Below are 19,241 nucleotides of genomic sequence, written 5' to 3' on the forward strand. Positions count from 1 at the left end.
TTTTCTCCCCCTATTGAACTAAACTTTTTCGATTGGTGCAAAAGCGGCTAATACACGTTTGACTCCTTGACTTGGAAATGCAATATCAAGCTCAAGGTCTTTTGCATCACCACTAACTCTAACCACTGTACCAGGTCCCCATTTTTTATGTTTGACTTTATCTCCTGGCTTCCAACCACCTGTTTCGCCACCTGTAGCGACTTTTGCTGATACACCTGCTTTTGTCGGCTGTTGGTACTTAGGTGTCGCGTTATTCGCACGAAGAGGCGACGGCTGAGAGGCATTGGAAGTTGGTCGCATCCCGTGGATATCTAATAATTCTTGATCGATTTCTTCTAAAAATCGTGAAGGTCGATTGTATTGCGTACGACCATATAAAGTCCGTGAAAACGCATTGGTCATAAACAATGCTTCTTCTGCCCTGGTGATCCCTACATAGGCCAAACGGCGTTCCTCTTCCAGTTCACTTTCCTCCATCAAGGCACGAGAAAGTGGAAAGACACCTTCTTCTAGACCGATCAAAAAGACGACTGGAAACTCTAGACCCTTCGCAGCATGTAAGGTCATCAATGTCACTTGCTTCGTTTCTTCTTCTAAGCTATCGATATCTGATACAAGTGCAAGGTCATTTAAAAAGACGACCAGCTTGTCCTCTGGCGAATCAGCATTCTCTAGCCCTTCTTTTTCAAATTGTTTATCAAATTCTTGAGTCACCGTCAAAAACTCTTCTAAGTTTTCGATACGTGCTTGGGATTCTAATGTATTTTGGATTTTTAGATCATCCAAATAGCCACTACGTTCTAAGACTTCTTTGGTTAACTCTGTAACGGTCAAATAAGGGATCATTTCAGTCAATTGATGCATCATCTCGCCAAAAGAGCCTAACTGTGTTCCTGCTTTTCCGCCGATGTTCGCTAACTCAACATTTCTTGCAGCCTCTAGCAAGGGCCATTCGTGCATCGTGGCAAAGCTACGAAGTTTTTCCACCGATCCTGGTCCAATCCCACGTTTTGGTGAGTTGACGATCCGCTCAAAACTCAATGAATCTTGAGGATTTGCCATCACATTAAGATACGCCAAAACATCTTTGATTTCTTTTCGATCATAGAATTTGTGACCTCCAACCATTTTGTACGGAATATTGGCTTTCAGTAAGGTTTCTTCCATGACACGTGATTGGGCATTTGTTCGGTAAAGAATAGCAAAGTCTCCATAATTGCGACGATTCGTCTGGATCTCTTCTTGCATTCTTTCTACAATAAAACGTGTTTCGTCACGCTCATTGTCTGCTCGATAGTACGTGATTTTGTTACCGTCTTGGTTTTCTGTCCAAAGATTTTTGGGTTTACGATTGCGGTTGTTTTCGATGACTTGATTCGCTGCATTCAAGATCGTTTTCGTTGAGCGATAATTTTGTTCTAAAAAGATCACCGCGGCATCTGGATAATCTTTTTCAAAATCCAAGATGTTTTGCATATCTGCTCCACGCCAGCCGTAAATACTTTGATCTGCATCCCCAACTACACAAAGATTTCTGAACCGTCCAGCTAATAGATTGACTAACGTATATTGTGCGTGGTTCGTATCTTGATATTCATCTACATGGATGTAATGGAATTTATTTTGATAATACGTCAATGAATCTGGATGCTCGTCAAATAAACGGATCGTATTCATGATCAGATCATCAAAATCCATACATTGGTTGTATAGGAGTTCCTTCTGGTATGCTGCATAACATTTTGCGGCAATTTCTTCATAATAACTGCCTTGCATTTTGGCAAAAGCCTCTGGTGACAACAAACTATTTTTTGCTTGCGAGATTGATCCTAACAAGCTTCTTGGATCGTATTTTTTAGGATCGATATTCAACTCTTTCAAAATTCGTTTCATCAATGATAATTGTTCCGAAGAATCAATGATCGTAAAGTTTCGATTATAGCCGATATAATCCACATCTCGTCTTAAAATACGGACACACATCGAGTGAAAGGTAGAGACCCAGACATCTTCGCCACCTGTTTCTAAAATGGCATTGACCCGTTCTTTCATTTCTTTCGCCGCTTTATTGGTAAAGGTGATTGCCAAAATATTCCATGGATTCACTTCTTTTTCTTCAATCAAATAAGCGATTCGATGAGTCAAAACACGTGTTTTTCCACTACCGGCACCAGCCATTAATAAAAGCGGGCCATCTGTATGTAGAACCGCTTCTTTTTGACGAGGGTTCATTCCCTTTAATAAGTTTTCTTTGGATGACATTCACAACATCCTTTCTATTATCAATCCTTCTAATTATAGCATTAACCCCCTATTCGATAAAGGGAATCTTCTTGTAAAACGTCTTCAACATCACATTAGTCATTGATTCAAGAATAGTCTGACGCATGGTTAAATCGCTTCAGCAAAAAGCCAGAATTTGAGACAACATAAAGGGCCACTTAACGTTTTTGCGATACTATTCTTCAGTCACTAGAAATAATTTTTCAACCTATTGAGAATACCAGACCAATTACATCTTAGAGAATCAGATTTGATTATCTACTAACACAAGTAAAAAAAAGAGAAGTCGGACATTAGTTCTCCCCCACGCCTATAACCGAATAAACGGCGGGAACAAAAGTCCCCTCTTCGGAAATAAGGCTAAACCCTTCCGTCCCAACCTCCTTCACTATTTGATTGAAAAATCTTCACAGATTCATTCCGATTCGACTTTCCCTTACACGGACTTCAAGTCCATGAGATCATGTTCGAGCTTCCTTTCACTCTCACTATACTTGATTACAAGAAAATAGTGGACAAGATATTCCGTCGAATATCTTACCCACTATGCTTAGTCTGTTTTATATTTTTAATAAAGATTAGGCTACTTTAACAGCATCTGGTGATTTTCTTAAAGCACCATAAATTACTCCAGAAACAATTGCACCAATTGCAATGAATACAAGATACATAATCGGATGACTTAGTAAGAAGACAACGAAGATCCCGCCATGTGGTGCTAACAATTTGATACCAAATGCTCCCACTAAACCACCTGTCAATGCAGAACCAATAATGAAACTTGGAATGGCTCTGATTGGATCAGCTGCGGCGAATGGAATCGATCCTTCGGTTACGAAGGAGAGCCCCATAACAATGTTTGTCAAGCCAGCATCTTGGTCTGTTTTACTGAATTTATTTTTAAACAAACGTGTTGCAACGAAGATAGCTAATGGTGGAACCATTCCTCCTGCCATAACGGAAGCCATCACAACACTACCACCGGTTGCGACAGTGGTTGCTAATGTTGCTGTACCGAACACATATGCTGCTTTATTGATTGGTCCACCTAGATCGGCAGCCATCATCCCAGCAAGTAACGCACCTAATAATGCAGCATTTGAACCGCTAAGTCCAGATAAGAAACTATTCAAACCATCATTCAGTGCTTTCATCGGTACATTGACCATCAACATCAAGAAACCGGTAATCAATAATCCAAAAACAGGATAGAATAGAATCGTTTTGATTCCTTCAAGTGACTTAGGCAAGTTTTTAAACAATTTACGTAAGAAGACGATCACATAACCTGCTAAGAAACCACCGATCAAGGCACCTAAGAACCCAGCACCGCCAGTATTTGCTAATGCTCCCGCTGCAAAACCAACGATCAATCCAGGACGGTCACCAATACTTGAAGCAATGAATCCTGCTAAAACTGGTAACATAAAGCCAAATGCAGCTTGTCCAATTTGATTGAACCAGCTTGCTGCTTGGTTGTAATTCCCAAGGTTTGCTAATTGATCTTGTGGTACACCCATGAATTGGTCGACCATGAATGATAATGCAATGGCAATCCCACCACCGATAACGAATGGTAACATGTGAGAAACACCGTTCATCAAATCTTTATAGATTCGTTGGCCGATCGTTCCATCTGCATTTCCTTCGTCAGAAGATTTTTCTTTTCCATCACCATGGAAAACTGGTGCTGAGCCACTGACAGCTAAGTTGATCAATTCTTCAGTTTTTCGAATACCGTCACTTACTGGACGATTGACTAATTCTTTTCCGTCAAAACGATTCATTTCGACTTTTTTATCAGCCGCAATGATGACGCCATCTGCACGAGCAATATCTTCAGCAGTCAAACGGTTTTTGATTCCTTCTGAACCGTTTGTTTCAACTTTGATCTCAACACCCATCTCTTTGGCTTTTTTCTTCAGCGCATCTTCAGCCATGTAAGTATGGGCTATCCCTGTCGGACATGCAGTAACTGCAACAACGAATTTTTTATTAGATGAAGTCGCTGTTTGTGCTGCTTCTTCTTGTTCTGCTACCGCTTCTGCTTCTTTTTGTTGTTCAGCTGTTTGGAACAATTCTTGGACTTCTTCCGGTTTTCCTGCTTCTTTTAATTTTCCAACAAAATCTGGATCGATCAATAAACGTGATAAGGCAGCTAATGCTTGCAGATGTGTGTCGTTTGCTCCTTCTGGTGCGGCGATCATAAAGAATAAGAAAGTTGGTTGACCATCTAGTGCTTCATAATCTACGCCTTTATTGCTTTTCGCAAACAAAACTGTTGCTTCTTTGACAGCAGCATTCTTCGCATGTGGCATAGCAATGCCATCGCCTAGCCCAGTGGATGTTTGAGCTTCACGAGCTAAGATCCCTTGTTTATAAGTTTCGATATCTGAGATACGACCTGCATCATACATTTTTTGGACCATTTCATCGATGGCGCCTTTTTTATCAATTGCCTGTAGATCCATGATCATCGCATCTTTAATCATTAAGTCTTTGATTTCCATGATTTATCCCCCACGATATTAATCAATTTTTGTTATTTCTACTTCTGGTAACAATTCATCAATGAATGGGCGAACCGCTAAATCATCCGAAAAAGCAGTTGCACTTCCACATGCCACGCCCCACTTGAACGCTTCTACCGCATCTCTATGTTTGCTATATGAACCGATAAAACCAGCAATCATCGAGTCTCCGGCACCCACTGAATTTTTCAATGGTCGAACTAATACATTGGAACGGTAGGTTCCTTCTTTTGTGAACAATAAAGCACCATCTCCAGCCATTGAAATCAACACATTTTTTACTCCTTCTGCCAATAATTTCTTGCCGTAAGGAATGATATCTTCAACGGAACGGAATGTCACATCATACAATTCAGCTAATTCGTGATTGTTTGGTTTGATCAACAACGGTTCTTTTTTTAATGCTTCTTTCAAATCATCGCCGGTAGTATCGATCACAAACTCAGCACCTTTTTCACGGATGATCTCAATCAATTCTTGATAGAATCCAGCACGTAAACTCGCAGGTGCGCTTCCTGATAATACCACGATATCGTCTGCTCCAACAGTTGCTAATTCTGCTTTCAAACGTTCAATGGCTTGATCCGAGATTGTTGGTCCTTGTCCATTGATCTCTGTTTCAGAATCAGACTTTAATTTGATGTTGATCCGAGTATCTTCTTCCACTTGTGTAAAAGCTGTTGCGATTTGTTCTTCTTTCAACCAGTCAGAAATAAAATTCCCAGTGAAACCACCAAGAAATCCTAAAGCGGTCGAATCAGAATCGATGCGCTTCAAAATACGGGAAACATTGATCCCTTTTCCTCCAGGGACTTTGAAATCTTCGGTCATTCGATTTAAATCACCGAGTTTTAATCCATCTACTCGTACGATCAAATCGATGGATGGATTAAGCGTTACTGTATAAATCATTGATTTGCCTCCTTAATTGTCGTCCGTTCACTGTAGTCGTCAAGAAATTCTAGTGGACAACGCTCGGTTATGATCGTGGCATCTTGCAGTGGTGCAACAGAAACAAAGGTTTGCTTATTGAACTTCGTATGGTCAAGTAAAACATAACTATCTTGGGCATTTGTAATGGCTAAGCGTTTGACAGCTGCTTCTTCTGGATCTGGGGTAGTAAACCCACGTTCAAGATGAACGCCATTCATTCCCATAAATGCTTTATTAAAATGGTAAGCCTGTAATTGGCTAAGTGTATTAGCTCCTAACACTGCATTCGTTGAGAGTTTCACTTGGCCCCCTAGGACGACCGTTGAGATTTGTAGATCAACTAGCGCGGCAGCATGTTTCACTGAATTGGTCACAACAGTGATCTGTTTATCTTTTAAAAAAGGAATCATCTCTAACGTGGTTGATCCTGCATCAAGATAAATGACTTCCTCATTGTTCACCAGTTCTGCTGCTAATCGTGCAATCATTTGCTTTTCATGAACGTTTTTGAGCGTTTTTTCACTCATGTTTTGTTCAAAACCTAAAAGATCCTCTTTTTTTGCTCCTCCATGGATACGTTGCAATAAACCTTCATCTTCTAACTCTTGGAGATCCCGTCTAATCGTTGATTCAGAAGCATCTAACAAGACTACTAACTCTTGGGATTTGACAATTTTATGTTGTTCCAATAGTTGTAGAATTTTCTGTTTACGTTCTTCTGTAAGCATTTCCACGATCACCTCACGATAGATTCTAGCATATTTTTATTTGACATTCAACAATATTCATTCAAAAACATTCAAAAACGATAAAAATCTTGAATACACACGTAACTTCAATTACAAGTAAGAAAGCATCCACAAAATCATACTTCAATTTTTATGGATGCCTTCTGATATTTTAGATTTTAAACTACTTTACCATTTCACTTTTCCGATCATCTCAGTATGATCCGGCTTTTCTTGCAAATTATTGAAATCAGCTAATTTTTCTGCATCAATAGATTCCCAGACAATTCCGCTTGATCTAACAAGACGACCCGAAGACGTTTTTTTCCTTGAACTGCATCAAAGCTTAAACGTCCTCTTCTCTTGCGTATTCGTTTGAATTGGATCTCTGATAATCGATCGCGGATCTCCTCGATGGGAAAATCAGCTAAAAACTTGGTCGGCAAGTAAATGCGCAATGAGGTCAAATAGTCTTGGTACATTTCATCGGGGGCTTCAACATTCAAGTATTCATTAATATAATAACTATAAGCATCGATTCCCTTATCTAACATGAATGTTGGATCGATCACTTTATAACAGATCAACTGGCTATGGCTTTCATCGACCCAAGGAAAAAATGCTTGACGATTCAGGACACCTCTCGCTCTTTTTTCTTTGTAATCGTAAGTAGCAAAATCATAGCTTCTTGTTACGAAAAATGTTGCTTTCTTCTTTTCTGTTGGTTGCATCAAATGATTTTGATACTGGACCGCTTGCAAGGAGTCCTGAGTATAGGCATACTCGACAAATGGCTCTTTCAGTAAACCAACGCCGTTGTCCCACGACAAATGATCAAAGCCTAATTGATCTCGATAGTATTGTTGAAATTTTAAATTCGCTTCACTTTGCCAACGAAATGGCTCGCGATACAACTGGATACCAATGACTTGATTCTCGTATTGGGTGATTTCCTCCACCTGTTGCATTTCCAAAAAAATCTCTTTAGGGATCAGTCGATAATAATATTGACTATAATACATTTCCCAACAAGAAGTAAAACAACGCCCTTCTACGATTAGATCATAACCGGGAAACTGGTTACAATCTACCTCAATCTGCCCATTTCGACCTTTGATTTTAGGCAACTTCTCGATGTTCTCGGCAGATTCAAAGGATAAACGCTTTTCGATTTCTTTCGTATTATGATATAAATATTCTTCGACACTTCTCATATAAGCAAAAATACCATTTTTTTGCATTTTTGTTTGAAGATAGTTTCGAATCACCGATTCATTTTTTTGAAATACCTGCCACAAAAACTGATAATCAATTTGGAGATGATGATAGCCAAATTCGAAACGGCAAGTGAGATCATTCTGATAAATTTCAAACCAACCGATCTCTTCATCAGAGATTTCTTCTAAGGCTTTTTTTAGTGCAATTAAGGTATATGATTCTTTCGAATGACGAGAGGATTGGAAAAAGTCAGGAGTAAGCAAGATAAGAGTCAGCATGGACCAATCATAGGCTTCTTCTTTTTCGTTCGTACAATCTCTGGTCAACACGAGACGGAACATCATTTTTTCTTTCGACACCATATTTCTCACCTCTCTCAAATCTATTTATAATCAAATTATAACGAATAATAAAAAAAAACTAAAACTTTTCGTCTTATGCCACCGATTGAGGGGTAGCATGTTAAAATAAAGAAAGAGGTGATAAACATGGGATTGAAATTTGAGCGTACAGATAATTTCGACAAACTATTTGAATCTTTTGGCGTTGATCCGGAAAAGACCGTTGCTCCAAAAGAAGACATTGACCGCTTTTTAAAACCAAAAAGCGACCCAAAAAAAGACAAAAAAAAGAAATAAACAAAAAAGACTTGATATTTAGCTTTTGAAAGTTTGCCTTTCAACCTAAGTATCAAGTCTTTTTTGTTTACTCGCTGATCGCGTCTTCGATCGCTTTCCACGCTTCTTCTTTTCCTTGTTTAGTTACAGAAGAAAATAAAATGAATGTGTCATTGCGATCGAAATTCAATGCTTTTTTAATTTCGCTTTCGTGTTTGTTCCATTTTCCACGAGGGATCTTATCTGCTTTTGTCGCAACAACGATCACTGGGATATCATAGTATTTTAAGAATTCATACATTTGGATATCTTCTTGCGATGGTTTATGGCGAACATCCACCAGTGACACCACAGCTTTTAATTGTTCTCTCGATGTCAAATAAGTTTCGATCATCTGTCCCCATTTCGCACGCTCAGTTTTAGAAACTTTCGCGTAACCATAACCTGGAACATCGACAAAATGCAGCGCATTTTCGATCAGATAAAAATTCAGGGTTTGTGTTTTCCCTGGTTTACCTGATGTACGTGCGAGATTCTTTCGATCGATCAGCGTATTGATAAAGGAAGATTTCCCGACATTTGAGCGACCTGCTAAGGCAATCTCTGGTAGATCTGTTTCTGGATATTGTTTCGGTGCAACAGCACTGATCACAATATCCGCATGATGGACTTTCATATGCTCTCTCTCCTTCAAAGCGGCAAAGTGGCTCAATCCCTCTCCACTTTCTTCGACAGAATGAAAAGGAGTAGTCGAAAAAGCTGCTAAAACTTTCACGACTGCTCCTTTCATTTTATCCCGCTTTTTTTTCTGAGTCTTTGTAAATAACTGTTGGTTTGCCGGTAAGTTCGGCAGCTTCTTTTGTAATGATCACTTTTTCGATCGTTTCATCAGAAGGAATATCAAACATGACATCCATCATGATTTCTTCGATAATCGAACGCAAACCACGTGCACCAGTATTACGCTCAATTGCTTTTTTCGCAATGGCTTTTAGTGCTTCTGGTTCAAATTCTAAAGCAGTGTCATCTAGTGAAAGTAATTTTTGGTATTGTTTCACTAACGCATTTTTCGGTTCCGTCAAGATACGAACTAAATCGTCGGTTGTTAGTTTTTCTAACGCAGCCATTACAGGTAAGCGTCCGATAAACTCTGGGATCAAGCCGAACTTCAATAAATCTTCAGGAATGATATGTTGCATGACACTTTCATTTTCTGAGAGTTTTTGGTTTTGTGTACCGAAACCAATCGTTTTCTCGCCCATACGATTTTTTACGATTGTTTCGATGCCATCAAACGCACCACCGACAATGAACAACACATTCGTCGTATCGATTTGGATGAATTCTTGATGAGGATGTTTGCGTCCACCTTGTGGCGGCACACTGGCAACTGTTCCTTCCAAGATTTTCAGTAAGGCTTGTTGTACACCTTCCCCTGATACATCGCGTGTGATCGATACATTTTCGCTTTTACGTGCAATTTTGTCGATCTCATCAATGTAGATGATTCCTTTTTCCGCACGTTCAACATTGTAATCAGCAGATTGCAAAAGTTTCAATAAGATATTTTCGACATCTTCACCTACATAACCCGCTTCTGTCAAACTTGTTGCATCAGCAATGGCAAATGGTACATTCAATGTTTTTGCTAATGTTTGCGCTAAGAATGTTTTACCTGAACCAGTTGGACCGATCAGGCAGATATTGCTTTTTTGCAATTCGACATCATCGCTGTCTTTTGCTTCTTGATTGACACGCTTATAGTGATTGTAAACAGCTACAGCCAATGAACGTTTTGCACGTTCTTGTCCAATCACATAATTATCCAATACTTCAAGAATCTCAGAAGGTTTCGGTACTTCAGTAAACTCTCGTACTGCTTCTTCATAGAATTCTTCATCAATGATTTCTTTACATAGGTCGATACATTCGTTACAGATGTAGACCCCCGGACCTGCTACGATTTTCTTTACTTCTTCTTGTGTTTTACCACAAAAAGAACAGCGTACAGTCTCATTACCACTTGGATTATCATACATGGTCTTCACCCCTTAACTTGCGTTGATTCGCAAGAAACTATCAAAGACTTTACAGTCTTTCCCTATCATACCATAATTTAAAAAAAAGCAAAAGTATCAAAGAAGTTTAAAACAAAACGAAAGAGTCTAGGCTTCATCTAAGCGCCTGGACTCTTTCATATAGATGCAGATCAACAATTCTATTCGCTTATTCTGCTTCTTTTGCTGTACTTGTAATCAATTCGATTGCTTTTTTCATGATCACATCATGTTTTAGCATATCTTCTGTCAATACACGTTTGATTTGGTCAATTGGCATATTGTAAGTTTCTGCTAATTCTTGGATCTCTGCAGTGATTTCTTCTTCTGTTGCATCTAAGTTTTCAGCAGCTGCTACAGCTTCGATCACAAGGTTTGTTTTTGTACGCATTTCTGCTTCTTCTTCAAACTGTTTGTGCAAGTCTTCTTCTGTTGAACCAGTTAATTGGTAGTACATTTCTGGTGAGATTCCTTGACGTTGCATGTTGTTTAAGAATTCGTCCATTGAACGGTGAACTTCATCATGGACCATAACATGTGGAAGATCAACGATTTCCGCATTTTCGACTGCCAATTTGATTGCTGCTTCATCTTTTGCATCTTCTGCAGCTTTTTCTTTCGTTTCAGTCAATTCTTTCATGTATTTTTCTTTTAATTCTGCTAATGTAGATACTTCATCGTCTACATCTTTTGCGAACTCATCATCTAGTTCAGGTACTTCTTTTGTTTTCACTTCGTGGATCGTTACTTTGAAGACTGCTTCTTTACCCGCAAGATCTTCTGCTTGATAATCTTCTGGGAATGTCACAGTAACATCTAAGTTTTCGCCTGATTTGTGGCCAACTAATTGGTCTTCAAAACCAGGAATGAATGAACCTGATCCTAATTCAAGTGAATGGTTTTCGCCTTTTCCGCCTTCAAATGCTTCATCGTTGATGAAACCTTCAAAATCGATGACAACAGTGTCGCCATTTTCAGCTGCAGCATCTTCTTTGATGACTAATTCAGCTTGCGCTTCTTGTTCACGTTTAATACGTTCTTCAACGTCTGCTTCTGTTACTTCGCGGTCTTGTTTTTCAACCACTAAGTCTTTGTAATCACCTAATTTTACTTCAGGTTTTACAGTTACTTCTGCTGTGATTGTCCAGTCTTGACCTTTTTCCATGCTTGCTACATCGATCTTAGGTTGAGAAACTGGATCGATTGCTGCTTCTTTAACAGCTGCTTCATATGCTTCAGGTAAGACAGCGTTCAATGCATCTTCGTACAATGCTTCTTCTCCGTACATACGGTTGAATACTTGACGAGATACTTTTCCTTTACGGAATCCAGGAACGTTCAAGTTTCCTTTTACTTTATTAAAGGCAGTTGTCAATCCTTTTTGGATTTGATCTTGCCCGATCGTAAATGTTAAAACACCATCATTTGTGCCTTTTTTTTCGAATGTTGCAGTCATTTATTTCCCTCCGAGTTTAGAAATTCATTTGATACATCAAAAACGTTTCATGCATACCTTTAAATAGTACACTAACCCTTCCAAATTGTAAACATATTGAACGAGGGGAATCCACGTTTTTCATGACTTTTTTATCTTTTCCTCTGTTTTTTTACGTATTGAATAATAATAGTTCTGTCATTATTTTATTTCTTTTTTCAGTGAATTCGTGTTGTTCAGATGCTAAAAGATCCTCACATGGCTGATTCGTATAGGTTGCTACTGTTTGTTTGAACCATTTGTCAAGATTTCCAATGTAGCTATCATAGATCGGATAAACGATTGCCGATTGCATCGCAAACTCTTCTTTCAAGTTCTCACTCATTAAGGCGTCTTCTCGTTCATATGCTTCCGCCATTTGTTTGATTCGTCGATAGGAAGTTTGCTCTTCTGGACGCACCATTTTCTTTGGTATCACTTCGATCAACTCTTCCTCGATCGTCAAGTATGCAACTGGTGCTGCTTCTTCGACTTGAACGAGCGACTCAAGCAACTTAGCCCTTACAAGAACATGGACCGTTTTTAAAACGATCAACTTTCTAGCGGTCTGGATAAATTCGTGGTAAGGCAGTTGCTCGATTTCTTGAATATAACTCAACTGGGTAGTTGGTTTTTCAAAAGGTAATTTTTCTACCAGTTGATAGATTTCACGAATCTTCTGTCTTCGCATCTGTCCGACTAATTCTTCTGATTGTTGGATTTTCAACAAAACTGCTTGCTCAAAATCATCGGGAAAATCAGCACTTGCAATCAATTTTCGTGCATATAAAAAATCTTTTGCTGTAATCAGTAGATCAAAGTAAAAAGTAGCCAATTCTTCATTCATCAAATACTGTTTTTCATGCAAAAGTGCTTGATGAAGTGCTTCTTCCCACATATCCAATTCTGATAGTGCCAACACGTATAACGTATTCGCTTCAAATGTTGCTTCAAGTTCATATGCACGTTCAAACAGCTCTTTTGCTTGACTGTACTGATGATCTGTTAATGCCTGTTGGCCAATACGCATCAAATTGTCGTATTTATCAGGAAAATCGATCGGTCTCACTTAGGTTCTTCCCTTCAATGTTTTATCATTTGTCTGACACGACTTATTGAATAATAACCATATTCAGCCATTTTCTCTACCTAAAGCATCAAGCATTCATCTCTTGATTAAATGCTTTGATCATATTGATGGTTACTACACTCGTATTTGAGAAATAATCACCGATGTGTTGTTTTTTCTTACTAAAGATAACTGGGAGATAGCCGATAAAAAGTAACGGAAATCTCAAAATGAAGCGACAAGCGCCCTCACGGACTAATACTGTACTCCATGAAAGTTCCTCTTCATCAAAACTGATCACTCGAATACCAAAAATCATTTTTCCAATCGTCTGTCCGTGATTCCATTTCGTCAATAAAATAAAATAAGCTAAATAGGCGATCAACGACAAACTACCATAGATACTCAAATAAGAATCAGAAACTTGAAGCCATCCTAGGTTCACTGCGATACCTAACGTTAAGCGAGTGATTGACCCAATACAAATCAAATCAACCAAAAACGCAGCAAAACGAACCCAAAAACCGGCAAAGAAATAATAAGGAAAACGATTGATACTTGGTTCCTCGGTTTTTTGTTCTGTATATTTTTTCCATTTTTTCTGATTTTCTTTGATCTCAGTTTCTGACAGTGGTTTTTCTTCAAAGGAACTTAGCACCTTTTGAGAAAATCCCGCATCTGGTCCTACAGCCGGTTGGTCATTTTTTGCTTGTGCTGCAAACTCAAGTTCTTCCGAAGAGCTACTTGTGTTTTTGTCAGCTGTAATTTCGTCTTTAGGAGCGACTAAAGCGTCTACTGTATCCTGGCTTCTACTAGTAGGATCTACTAATTTATTTTCTTCTACCTTAAAAACTTGTTTAGATGATCCCTCTGTACGTTCAGCTACTTTCGGTTCCTCATTGGTTTTTGAGCGTTCTTCGGGTGTTGACGCGTTCGTTGATTTCTCATTCATGCTTACTCACCTCCATATAGATACATTGCTCTTGGAGATTCTGCTGTTCCTAGACTTTCAAGTAATGACAAGATCTGACTTGTTTCAGAAGCTTGCAACCCTTGTAATTCTGCTAATTTTGCACCAAACCAAGTATTGCCAAATCCAGTAGAACTAGTTGAGTATTCGACTAACTCAGCATCTTGTAGATCAAGATCTTCTCTCATCGCAGCTAAAGCATCTGTTGGATAGCCGATTTCGTCCACCAAACCTGCTTCTTTCGCTTGTACACCGTCGTAAATACGACCATCTGCGACTTTTTTCACTTCATCTTCTGATTTGTTTCTTCCTTCACTAACAACTTTAACAAAACGATTATAGGCGTTATCGATGTAAGCTTGCAACACTGCATGATCTTGCTCAGTTTCAGGTCGAGTAGCCGATCCCATATCTTTTAGTGCGCCACTTTTTACTGTTGTATCTTCGACACCGATTTTTTCAAGTAAGCCCGAATAGTTGAGTCCGGACATAATGACACCGATTGAACCAGTTACTGTTTCTTCCGTTGCAAAGATTTTATCTGCTTGTGCGGAAATATAGTAACCACCACTGGCAGCCATATTTTTCATGCTGACATACATCGGTAGATCACGTTCTGTTCGGACCTCGTTGAGTAAGTTGGCAATTTCTGCACTTTCATAAACTCCGCCACCCGGAGAATTGACTTCCAATAAAATCCCACTGACGCGTTCATCGGCTTCGATCGCTTCAATTTGTTTCAAGAAGTCTTCATGATTATAACTCTCAGTAGCAAATAAACCAGAAGAGCCTCCACTAGCTATGGCACCATCAACGGACAATTTTGCGATCCTTCCCATGCCACTGCCTTCTTCAAGTACCACCGGTGACATTTCATCGTCCCCATATAACCAACTATTGATGTTCCCCATCTGCACCTCTTCTTGCGGTTGCGTCAAACTTGATGATACCAACGAAACAACCAATAAGCCGGCAGCAATCAGTACTGCTATCCAACGTTTCTTATTCATTTTACACGCTCCTAATATAGATTTCTAATCACGATCACCGTTTCAGAACTAGGTTTCGCATTCATCTTTTCTGCTTTTTCTTCAAGGGTGTAACCAGTAAACTGTTCGTGGGTCAATTCATCTTCAACGACAAACTGTTGCGCATGTTCGATTTCGAACGCATCAGGGGCGATTTCTTGGATACTGTCCCATCCGGTATCCAAAAAGATTTTAGTGTCATCCGTCACGTGTTCTGTTTTTTCAAATGCTGCAATTTGTTTTTTTAACATCCCCAACGTCATGATTTCTATCTTCTCTTCCATCTTTCATCCTCCTTCTATCTATAATTATTGTACCGAACTACAAGAAAAGATGATAGTCGAATTTGATATTTTTCTTTCGCCCATCCCAATTAGATATATACCAATTTATTTTTTTGTCTTTTTCATTGACAAACCTCACACATTAACGTTATGATTTTAGATGTTTCCAAAGAAAATAATAACAGGAGGATAATTAGACCAATACGGAATAGCGCCAGGTCTGTTTTAACAGATGACGAGGAAAGGGTTGATCGAAGGATTCGGCGGATGGCCCTAGGGACTGCATCCTAAAAAGAAACATAAAAACTACCTGTGAAGGTAGAACAAAAGGTTTCTTACGCAGTTGGAAACGCTAATATCAAGTTTATAACAGAAAGTAGGATGTTTTTTTATGTGCGGAATTGTTGGAATGATTGGATTAGAGAACGTGACACCAGGGTTGATCAATGGTTTAGAAAAATTAGAATATCGCGGGTATGATTCGGCGGGTATCTTTGTCTCAAATGGAAAACAGGACCATTTAGTCAAAGCACGCGGTAGAATCCAAAACCTTAAAGATAAATTATCTCCAGAAACCACTGGTACAGCAGGTATCGGTCATACAAGATGGGCAACTCATGGGGAACCCGCTGAGAAAAATGCGCACCCCCACCACTCACAAAGCGGACGTTTTGTTTTAGTCCACAATGGGGTGATTGAAAATTTTGAAGAATTGAAACAACAATACGTAGCCACTGATGACTTCATCGGCGAAACAGATACGGAAATCGTTGTTCATTTGATTGAAAAATTCGTGGAAGAAACGCAAGATACACAAGAAGGATTTAGAAAAGCGCTAGAAGTCATCGAAGGTTCTTACGCTTTTGCCTTGATGGATCGCACAGCTCCTGAAACAATTTTCGTTGCCAAAAACAAAAGCCCTTTATTGATCGGTAAAGGCCAAGGATTCAATGTGATCGCAAGTGACGCGATGGCGATGCTTGCTTACACTAAAGAATTTATTGAAATCGAAGACCAAGAAATGGTGATCGTTCAAGCAGATGATATCACGATCCAAACAATGACTGGTACGATCATAGAACGTGATTCTTATGAAGCACAAGTAGATGCTTCTGACATTGAAAAAGGAACATACCCTTACTATATGTTGAAAGAAATCGACGAGCAGCCGATCATCATGCGTAAAATCGCGCAAACCTATGTGAATGAGGACAATGAAATTCCTTTAGATCACAAATTGATGGATGAACTGTTAGCAAGTGACCGTATTTACATCGTGGCATGCGGCACAAGTTATCATGCAGGATTAGCGAGCAAGCATTCCTTCGAACAAATGACTGACATTCCAGTAGAAGTCCATTTGGCCAGTGAGTTTGGTTATACCATGCCTTTATTATCGAAAAAACCATTCTTTATCTTTTTAAGTCAAAGTGGCGAAACCGCTGATAGTCGTCAGGTGTTAGTCAAGATCAATCAATTAGGTCATCCTTCATTGACGATCACGAACGTTGCTGGTTCTACGTTATCAAGAGAAGCTGGCTTCACTCTGTTGCTACATGCAGGTCCGGAGATCGCTGTTGCTTCAACTAAAGCATATACTGCTCAAATCGCTGTACTAGCTTTACTTGCAAAAGCAGTCGGTGATCAAAAAGGCAATAAACGTTCATTGACATTTGATGTAGCGCATGAATTGAGTATGGTAGCGAATGCGATGGAAACAGTAATTACCCAAAAAGATGAACTCCAAGAACTAGCTGCGGAATTCTTGAATGACACGCGCAACGCTTTTTATATCGGTCGTAGCAACGATCACGATGTCGCTTTAGAAGCTGCTTTGAAACTAAAAGAAATCAGCTATATCCAAGCAGAAGGTTTTGCTGCCGGTGAATTGAAACACGGTACCATTGCACTGATTGAAGAAGGCACACCAGTAATTGGGATTATTAGTGAGGAAATCACAGGGGCTCATACACGTGGCAACTTAAAAGAAGTTGAAAGTCGTGGTGCAAAAACCTTAGTGATCGCGTCACATGGATTAGAAAAAGAAACGGATCAATTAGTGATTCCTGCTGTCCATCCATACCTTTCTCCTCTTGCCATGGTCATCCCGACGCAATTGCTTGCTTATTACGCTACCCTATTGCGTGGATTCGATGTAGACAAACCAAGAAACTTAGCTAAATCAGTCACGGTTGAATAATTGTCCGATTAAAAAATAAGTAATCAATAGCAAAAAATCCAGTGAGAAAAACGAAAAGTTTGTTTTCTCACTGGTTTTTTTATTGTAGTTCGATAAGTTATTTCCACCTCACACACTTATTAAAAGCCAATAATGCTAAGAAACTAAAAATCAAAATCAAACTAATACTCCATAAAAATGCTTGCTTTAATGGTGGATTTGGGAGACCTAGTAGCAACCCTCGAAGTGCTTGGATGATTGGTGTCATCGGTTGGTACTCAGCAAATAGTCTGATCGCTGTAGGCATATTTTCAGTCGGTGCGAATCCTGAACTTAAATAAGGTAAGATGGTAGTCAGGAGAGTAAATAAGCTTGCCCTTTCTGCTGATTTCGCTAATAACCCAAACAAGGCCGAAATCCAAGTAAAGGCAAGGATAAAACAAAGAATGAGCAACCAAACAAGTAGCCATTTTGCAAAGGTGGCGTTTGGATGAAAACCGATGAGCAATGCCACGGCTAATACGACAAAACTGCTCATCACACTTCTAAAGGCAGCTGCAAATACATGTCCATTTAGAAATGCTCCCCTTGAAAGATTTAGTGTTAGGAGTCGTTCAACCATACCAGAACGGACATCTTGGTTAATGACTAACCCGACGACAGAAGCACTTTGAGCAATACATTGGACTAACACTCCGGGCAAAACAAAATCAACATAAGATAGCTCACCTACATCCATCGCTCCTCCAAGTACATAAACAAAAAGCAACATCAATATCACTGGGGTTAGTAGTCCACCGATAAATGTTTCCAGGCTAAGAAAAGATAATTTAATATTACGTTTAAATAATGTATTTGTTTCTATGATTGCTTTCAATTAGACCACTCCTTGTACTAATTTTAAAAAGATGCCTTCTAAAGATGCATTTTTCTGCTGGAAATTTGTGATCCTGATCGGTAATCGTTTTAACTCGTTCAGAAGATCAACTGAATCATTGAAATGATCCCCTACATTGACAGTCACAGAAAGTTTTTCTTCATTTTTTGTCAGTAGTCGTCGTTTAAAATGTGCAGAAAGTAGATTAAAATCCTCTATGGTCAATACATTGATCTCCATTTTCTGTTTGTCATATGTGCTTTTGATCATTTGTGGCGTAGCATTCACAATGATTTTACCTTCATGTAATATAGCCACTTTATCTGCAAGATACTCTGCTTCTTCCAAATATTGCGTAGTCAAAAAAATAGTCCGCCCTGATATTGCGGTTTCTTTGATCAATTGCCACGTTGCGATTCGGTTCTGGGGGTCCAAGCCTGTTGTCGGTTCATCGAGAAAAATCACTTGCGGATCACCGATAAAACTCATCGCTATATCTAAACGTCTTCGCATTCCACCTGAATAATTTTTAACTAGTTCTTGGCTGTATATTTGCAAATCAAACCGTTTCAATAAGTCACTGACAACCTTGTGCTTATCTTTCACATGACGAAGAGCTGCAATCATTTTCATATTCTCGTAACCTGTCAACATCTCATCAACTGCGGCAAACTGTCCAGTCAGACTAATAGCTTCTCGCACTTTAACTCCGTCTTTCAGTAGATCATGTTCATTGATTCGAACTTGCCCTCCATCAAAAGGAAGAATCGTAGTCAAAATTTTACAAAGTGTTGACTTTCCAGCCCCATTAGAGCCTAAAAGAACAAAAATTTCACCACGTTTAACCGTAAAATCTACGCCTTTTAATACTTGTTTTTTACCAAAATCTTTTTTTAGATCAATACTTTCGATTATTTTTTCTTTTTGCATGGCTTCTTCCTCGTTTCTATAAGATAATTCAACTATATATAAAATTAGAAGTATTATTTATTT

The 19,241-nt window shown here is 39.0% G+C and carries 16 protein-coding genes; 2 read left to right on the top strand and 14 right to left on the bottom strand.

The genetic code is table 11. The annotated features are described in order from the left end of the window. Positions 1 to 18 precede the first annotated feature (18 nt). From pcrA to IGJ49_RS08305, 5 genes are all read right to left on the bottom strand, one after another. The gene (gene pcrA / locus IGJ49_RS08285; protein ID WP_438723081.1) at positions 19 to 2,262 is read right to left on the bottom strand and encodes a DNA helicase PcrA; all 2,244 of its coding nucleotides are present in this window, start codon (positions 2,260 to 2,262) and stop codon (positions 19 to 21) included. A gap of 599 nt (positions 2,263 to 2,861) precedes the next feature. After that, positions 2,862 to 4,793 (bottom strand): PTS fructose transporter subunit IIABC, encoded by a 1,932-nt coding sequence (locus IGJ49_RS08290; RefSeq protein WP_438723083.1) that lies wholly within the window; start codon positions 4,791 to 4,793, stop codon positions 2,862 to 2,864. A gap of 18 nt (positions 4,794 to 4,811) precedes the next feature. Continuing rightward, on the bottom strand, positions 4,812 to 5,726 hold the full coding sequence (gene pfkB / locus IGJ49_RS08295) for a 1-phosphofructokinase (RefSeq protein WP_438723084.1): 915 nt from the start codon (positions 5,724 to 5,726) through the stop codon (positions 4,812 to 4,814). Beyond that, on the bottom strand, positions 5,723 to 6,475 hold the full coding sequence (locus IGJ49_RS08300; protein ID WP_438723086.1) for a DeoR/GlpR family DNA-binding transcription regulator: 753 nt from the start codon (positions 6,473 to 6,475) through the stop codon (positions 5,723 to 5,725). The genes pfkB and IGJ49_RS08300 overlap by 4 nt, the downstream gene beginning before the upstream one ends. A gap of 254 nt (positions 6,476 to 6,729) precedes the next feature. Continuing rightward, positions 6,730 to 8,055, bottom strand: coding sequence for a hypothetical protein (locus IGJ49_RS08305; RefSeq protein WP_438723088.1), 1,326 nt, complete (start codon positions 8,053 to 8,055; stop codon positions 6,730 to 6,732). A gap of 126 nt (positions 8,056 to 8,181) precedes the next feature. On the opposite strand from IGJ49_RS08305, the gene IGJ49_RS08310 reads away from it, so the two are divergent. Continuing rightward, entirely contained in the window at positions 8,182 to 8,331 is a 150-nt protein-coding gene (locus tag IGJ49_RS08310; protein WP_010735255.1) for an SPJ_0845 family protein, read from the top strand. Between the two features lie 67 nt (positions 8,332 to 8,398). Here the strand turns inward: IGJ49_RS08310 and yihA are convergent, their stop codons facing one another. The 7 genes from yihA to IGJ49_RS08345 all read right to left on the bottom strand — a co-directional run bounded on the left by yihA (position 8,399) and on the right by IGJ49_RS08345 (position 15,192). Then, positions 8,399 to 8,986, bottom strand: a complete 588-nt coding sequence (yihA, locus tag IGJ49_RS08315; protein WP_029594239.1) for a ribosome biogenesis GTP-binding protein YihA/YsxC — start codon at positions 8,984 to 8,986, stop codon at positions 8,399 to 8,401. A gap of 115 nt (positions 8,987 to 9,101) precedes the next feature. Beyond that, positions 9,102 to 10,349 (bottom strand): ATP-dependent Clp protease ATP-binding subunit ClpX, encoded by a 1,248-nt coding sequence (gene clpX, locus IGJ49_RS08320; RefSeq protein ID WP_010735253.1) that lies wholly within the window; start codon positions 10,347 to 10,349, stop codon positions 9,102 to 9,104. A gap of 187 nt (positions 10,350 to 10,536) precedes the next feature. Next, entirely contained in the window at positions 10,537 to 11,823 is a 1,287-nt protein-coding gene (gene tig, locus IGJ49_RS08325) for a trigger factor (RefSeq protein WP_010735252.1), read from the bottom strand. 151 nt (positions 11,824 to 11,974) lie between these two features. Next, a complete protein-coding gene (locus IGJ49_RS08330) occupies positions 11,975 to 12,910 on the bottom strand; it encodes a hypothetical protein (RefSeq protein ID WP_010735251.1) in 936 nt (311 codons plus the stop codon). Between the two features lie 88 nt (positions 12,911 to 12,998). Beyond that, a complete protein-coding gene (locus IGJ49_RS08335; RefSeq protein WP_224434897.1) occupies positions 12,999 to 13,676 on the bottom strand; it encodes an RDD family protein in 678 nt (225 codons plus the stop codon). A 188-nt stretch (positions 13,677 to 13,864) separates the two neighbouring features. Then, a complete protein-coding gene (sppA, locus tag IGJ49_RS08340; protein ID WP_077151451.1) occupies positions 13,865 to 14,890 on the bottom strand; it encodes a signal peptide peptidase SppA in 1,026 nt (341 codons plus the stop codon). 11 nt (positions 14,891 to 14,901) lie between these two features. Continuing rightward, positions 14,902 to 15,192, bottom strand: coding sequence for a hypothetical protein (locus IGJ49_RS08345; RefSeq protein WP_226076926.1), 291 nt, complete (start codon positions 15,190 to 15,192; stop codon positions 14,902 to 14,904). A gap of 391 nt (positions 15,193 to 15,583) precedes the next feature. On the opposite strand from IGJ49_RS08345, the gene glmS reads away from it, so the two are divergent. After that, positions 15,584 to 17,392, top strand: coding sequence for a glutamine--fructose-6-phosphate transaminase (isomerizing) (gene glmS, locus IGJ49_RS08350; protein WP_153829769.1), 1,809 nt, complete (start codon positions 15,584 to 15,586; stop codon positions 17,390 to 17,392). 97 nt (positions 17,393 to 17,489) lie between these two features. Here the strand turns inward: glmS and IGJ49_RS08355 are convergent, their stop codons facing one another. Together IGJ49_RS08355 and IGJ49_RS08360 are read right to left on the bottom strand one after the other, a co-directional pair. After that, the gene (locus IGJ49_RS08355; protein ID WP_438723093.1) at positions 17,490 to 18,248 is read right to left on the bottom strand and encodes an ABC transporter permease; all 759 of its coding nucleotides are present in this window, start codon (positions 18,246 to 18,248) and stop codon (positions 17,490 to 17,492) included. Next, on the bottom strand, positions 18,249 to 19,178 hold the full coding sequence (locus IGJ49_RS08360) for an ABC transporter ATP-binding protein (RefSeq protein ID WP_153829767.1): 930 nt from the start codon (positions 19,176 to 19,178) through the stop codon (positions 18,249 to 18,251). Positions 19,179 to 19,241 lie beyond the last annotated feature (63 nt).

The sequence above is a fragment of the Enterococcus sp. AZ171 genome, from assembly GCF_051714005.1.
In the GTDB taxonomy this organism is placed as follows: domain Bacteria; phylum Bacillota; class Bacilli; order Lactobacillales; family Enterococcaceae; genus Enterococcus_B; species Enterococcus_B pernyi.

Bases quoted from the DNA above. Each gene is read 5' to 3' on its own strand.
- glmS (WP_153829769.1), top strand. From the start codon at position 15,584: ATGTGCGGAATTGTTGGAATGATTGGATTAGAGAACGTGACACCAGGG.
- IGJ49_RS08345 (WP_226076926.1), bottom strand. From the start codon at position 15,192: ATGGAAGAGAAGATAGAAATCATGACGTTGGGGATGTTAAAAAAACAA.
- IGJ49_RS08290 (WP_438723083.1), bottom strand. From the start codon at position 4,793: ATGGAAATCAAAGACTTAATGATTAAAGATGCGATGATCATGGATCTA.
- IGJ49_RS08300 (WP_438723086.1), bottom strand. From the start codon at position 6,475: ATGCTTACAGAAGAACGTAAACAGAAAATTCTACAACTATTGGAACAA.
- sppA (WP_077151451.1), bottom strand. From the start codon at position 14,890: ATGAATAAGAAACGTTGGATAGCAGTACTGATTGCTGCCGGCTTATTG.
- IGJ49_RS08305 (WP_438723088.1), bottom strand. From the start codon at position 8,055: ATGGTGTCGAAAGAAAAAATGATGTTCCGTCTCGTGTTGACCAGAGAT.
- pfkB (WP_438723084.1), bottom strand. From the start codon at position 5,726: ATGATTTATACAGTAACGCTTAATCCATCCATCGATTTGATCGTACGA.
- tig (WP_010735252.1), bottom strand. From the start codon at position 11,823: ATGACTGCAACATTCGAAAAAAAAGGCACAAATGATGGTGTTTTAACA.
- clpX (WP_010735253.1), bottom strand. From the start codon at position 10,349: ATGTATGATAATCCAAGTGGTAATGAGACTGTACGCTGTTCTTTTTGT.
- IGJ49_RS08310 (WP_010735255.1), top strand. From the start codon at position 8,182: ATGGGATTGAAATTTGAGCGTACAGATAATTTCGACAAACTATTTGAA.
- yihA (WP_029594239.1), bottom strand. From the start codon at position 8,986: ATGAAAGTCCATCATGCGGATATTGTGATCAGTGCTGTTGCACCGAAA.
- pcrA (WP_438723081.1), bottom strand. From the start codon at position 2,262: ATGTCATCCAAAGAAAACTTATTAAAGGGAATGAACCCTCGTCAAAAA.
- IGJ49_RS08360 (WP_153829767.1), bottom strand. From the start codon at position 19,178: ATGCAAAAAGAAAAAATAATCGAAAGTATTGATCTAAAAAAAGATTTT.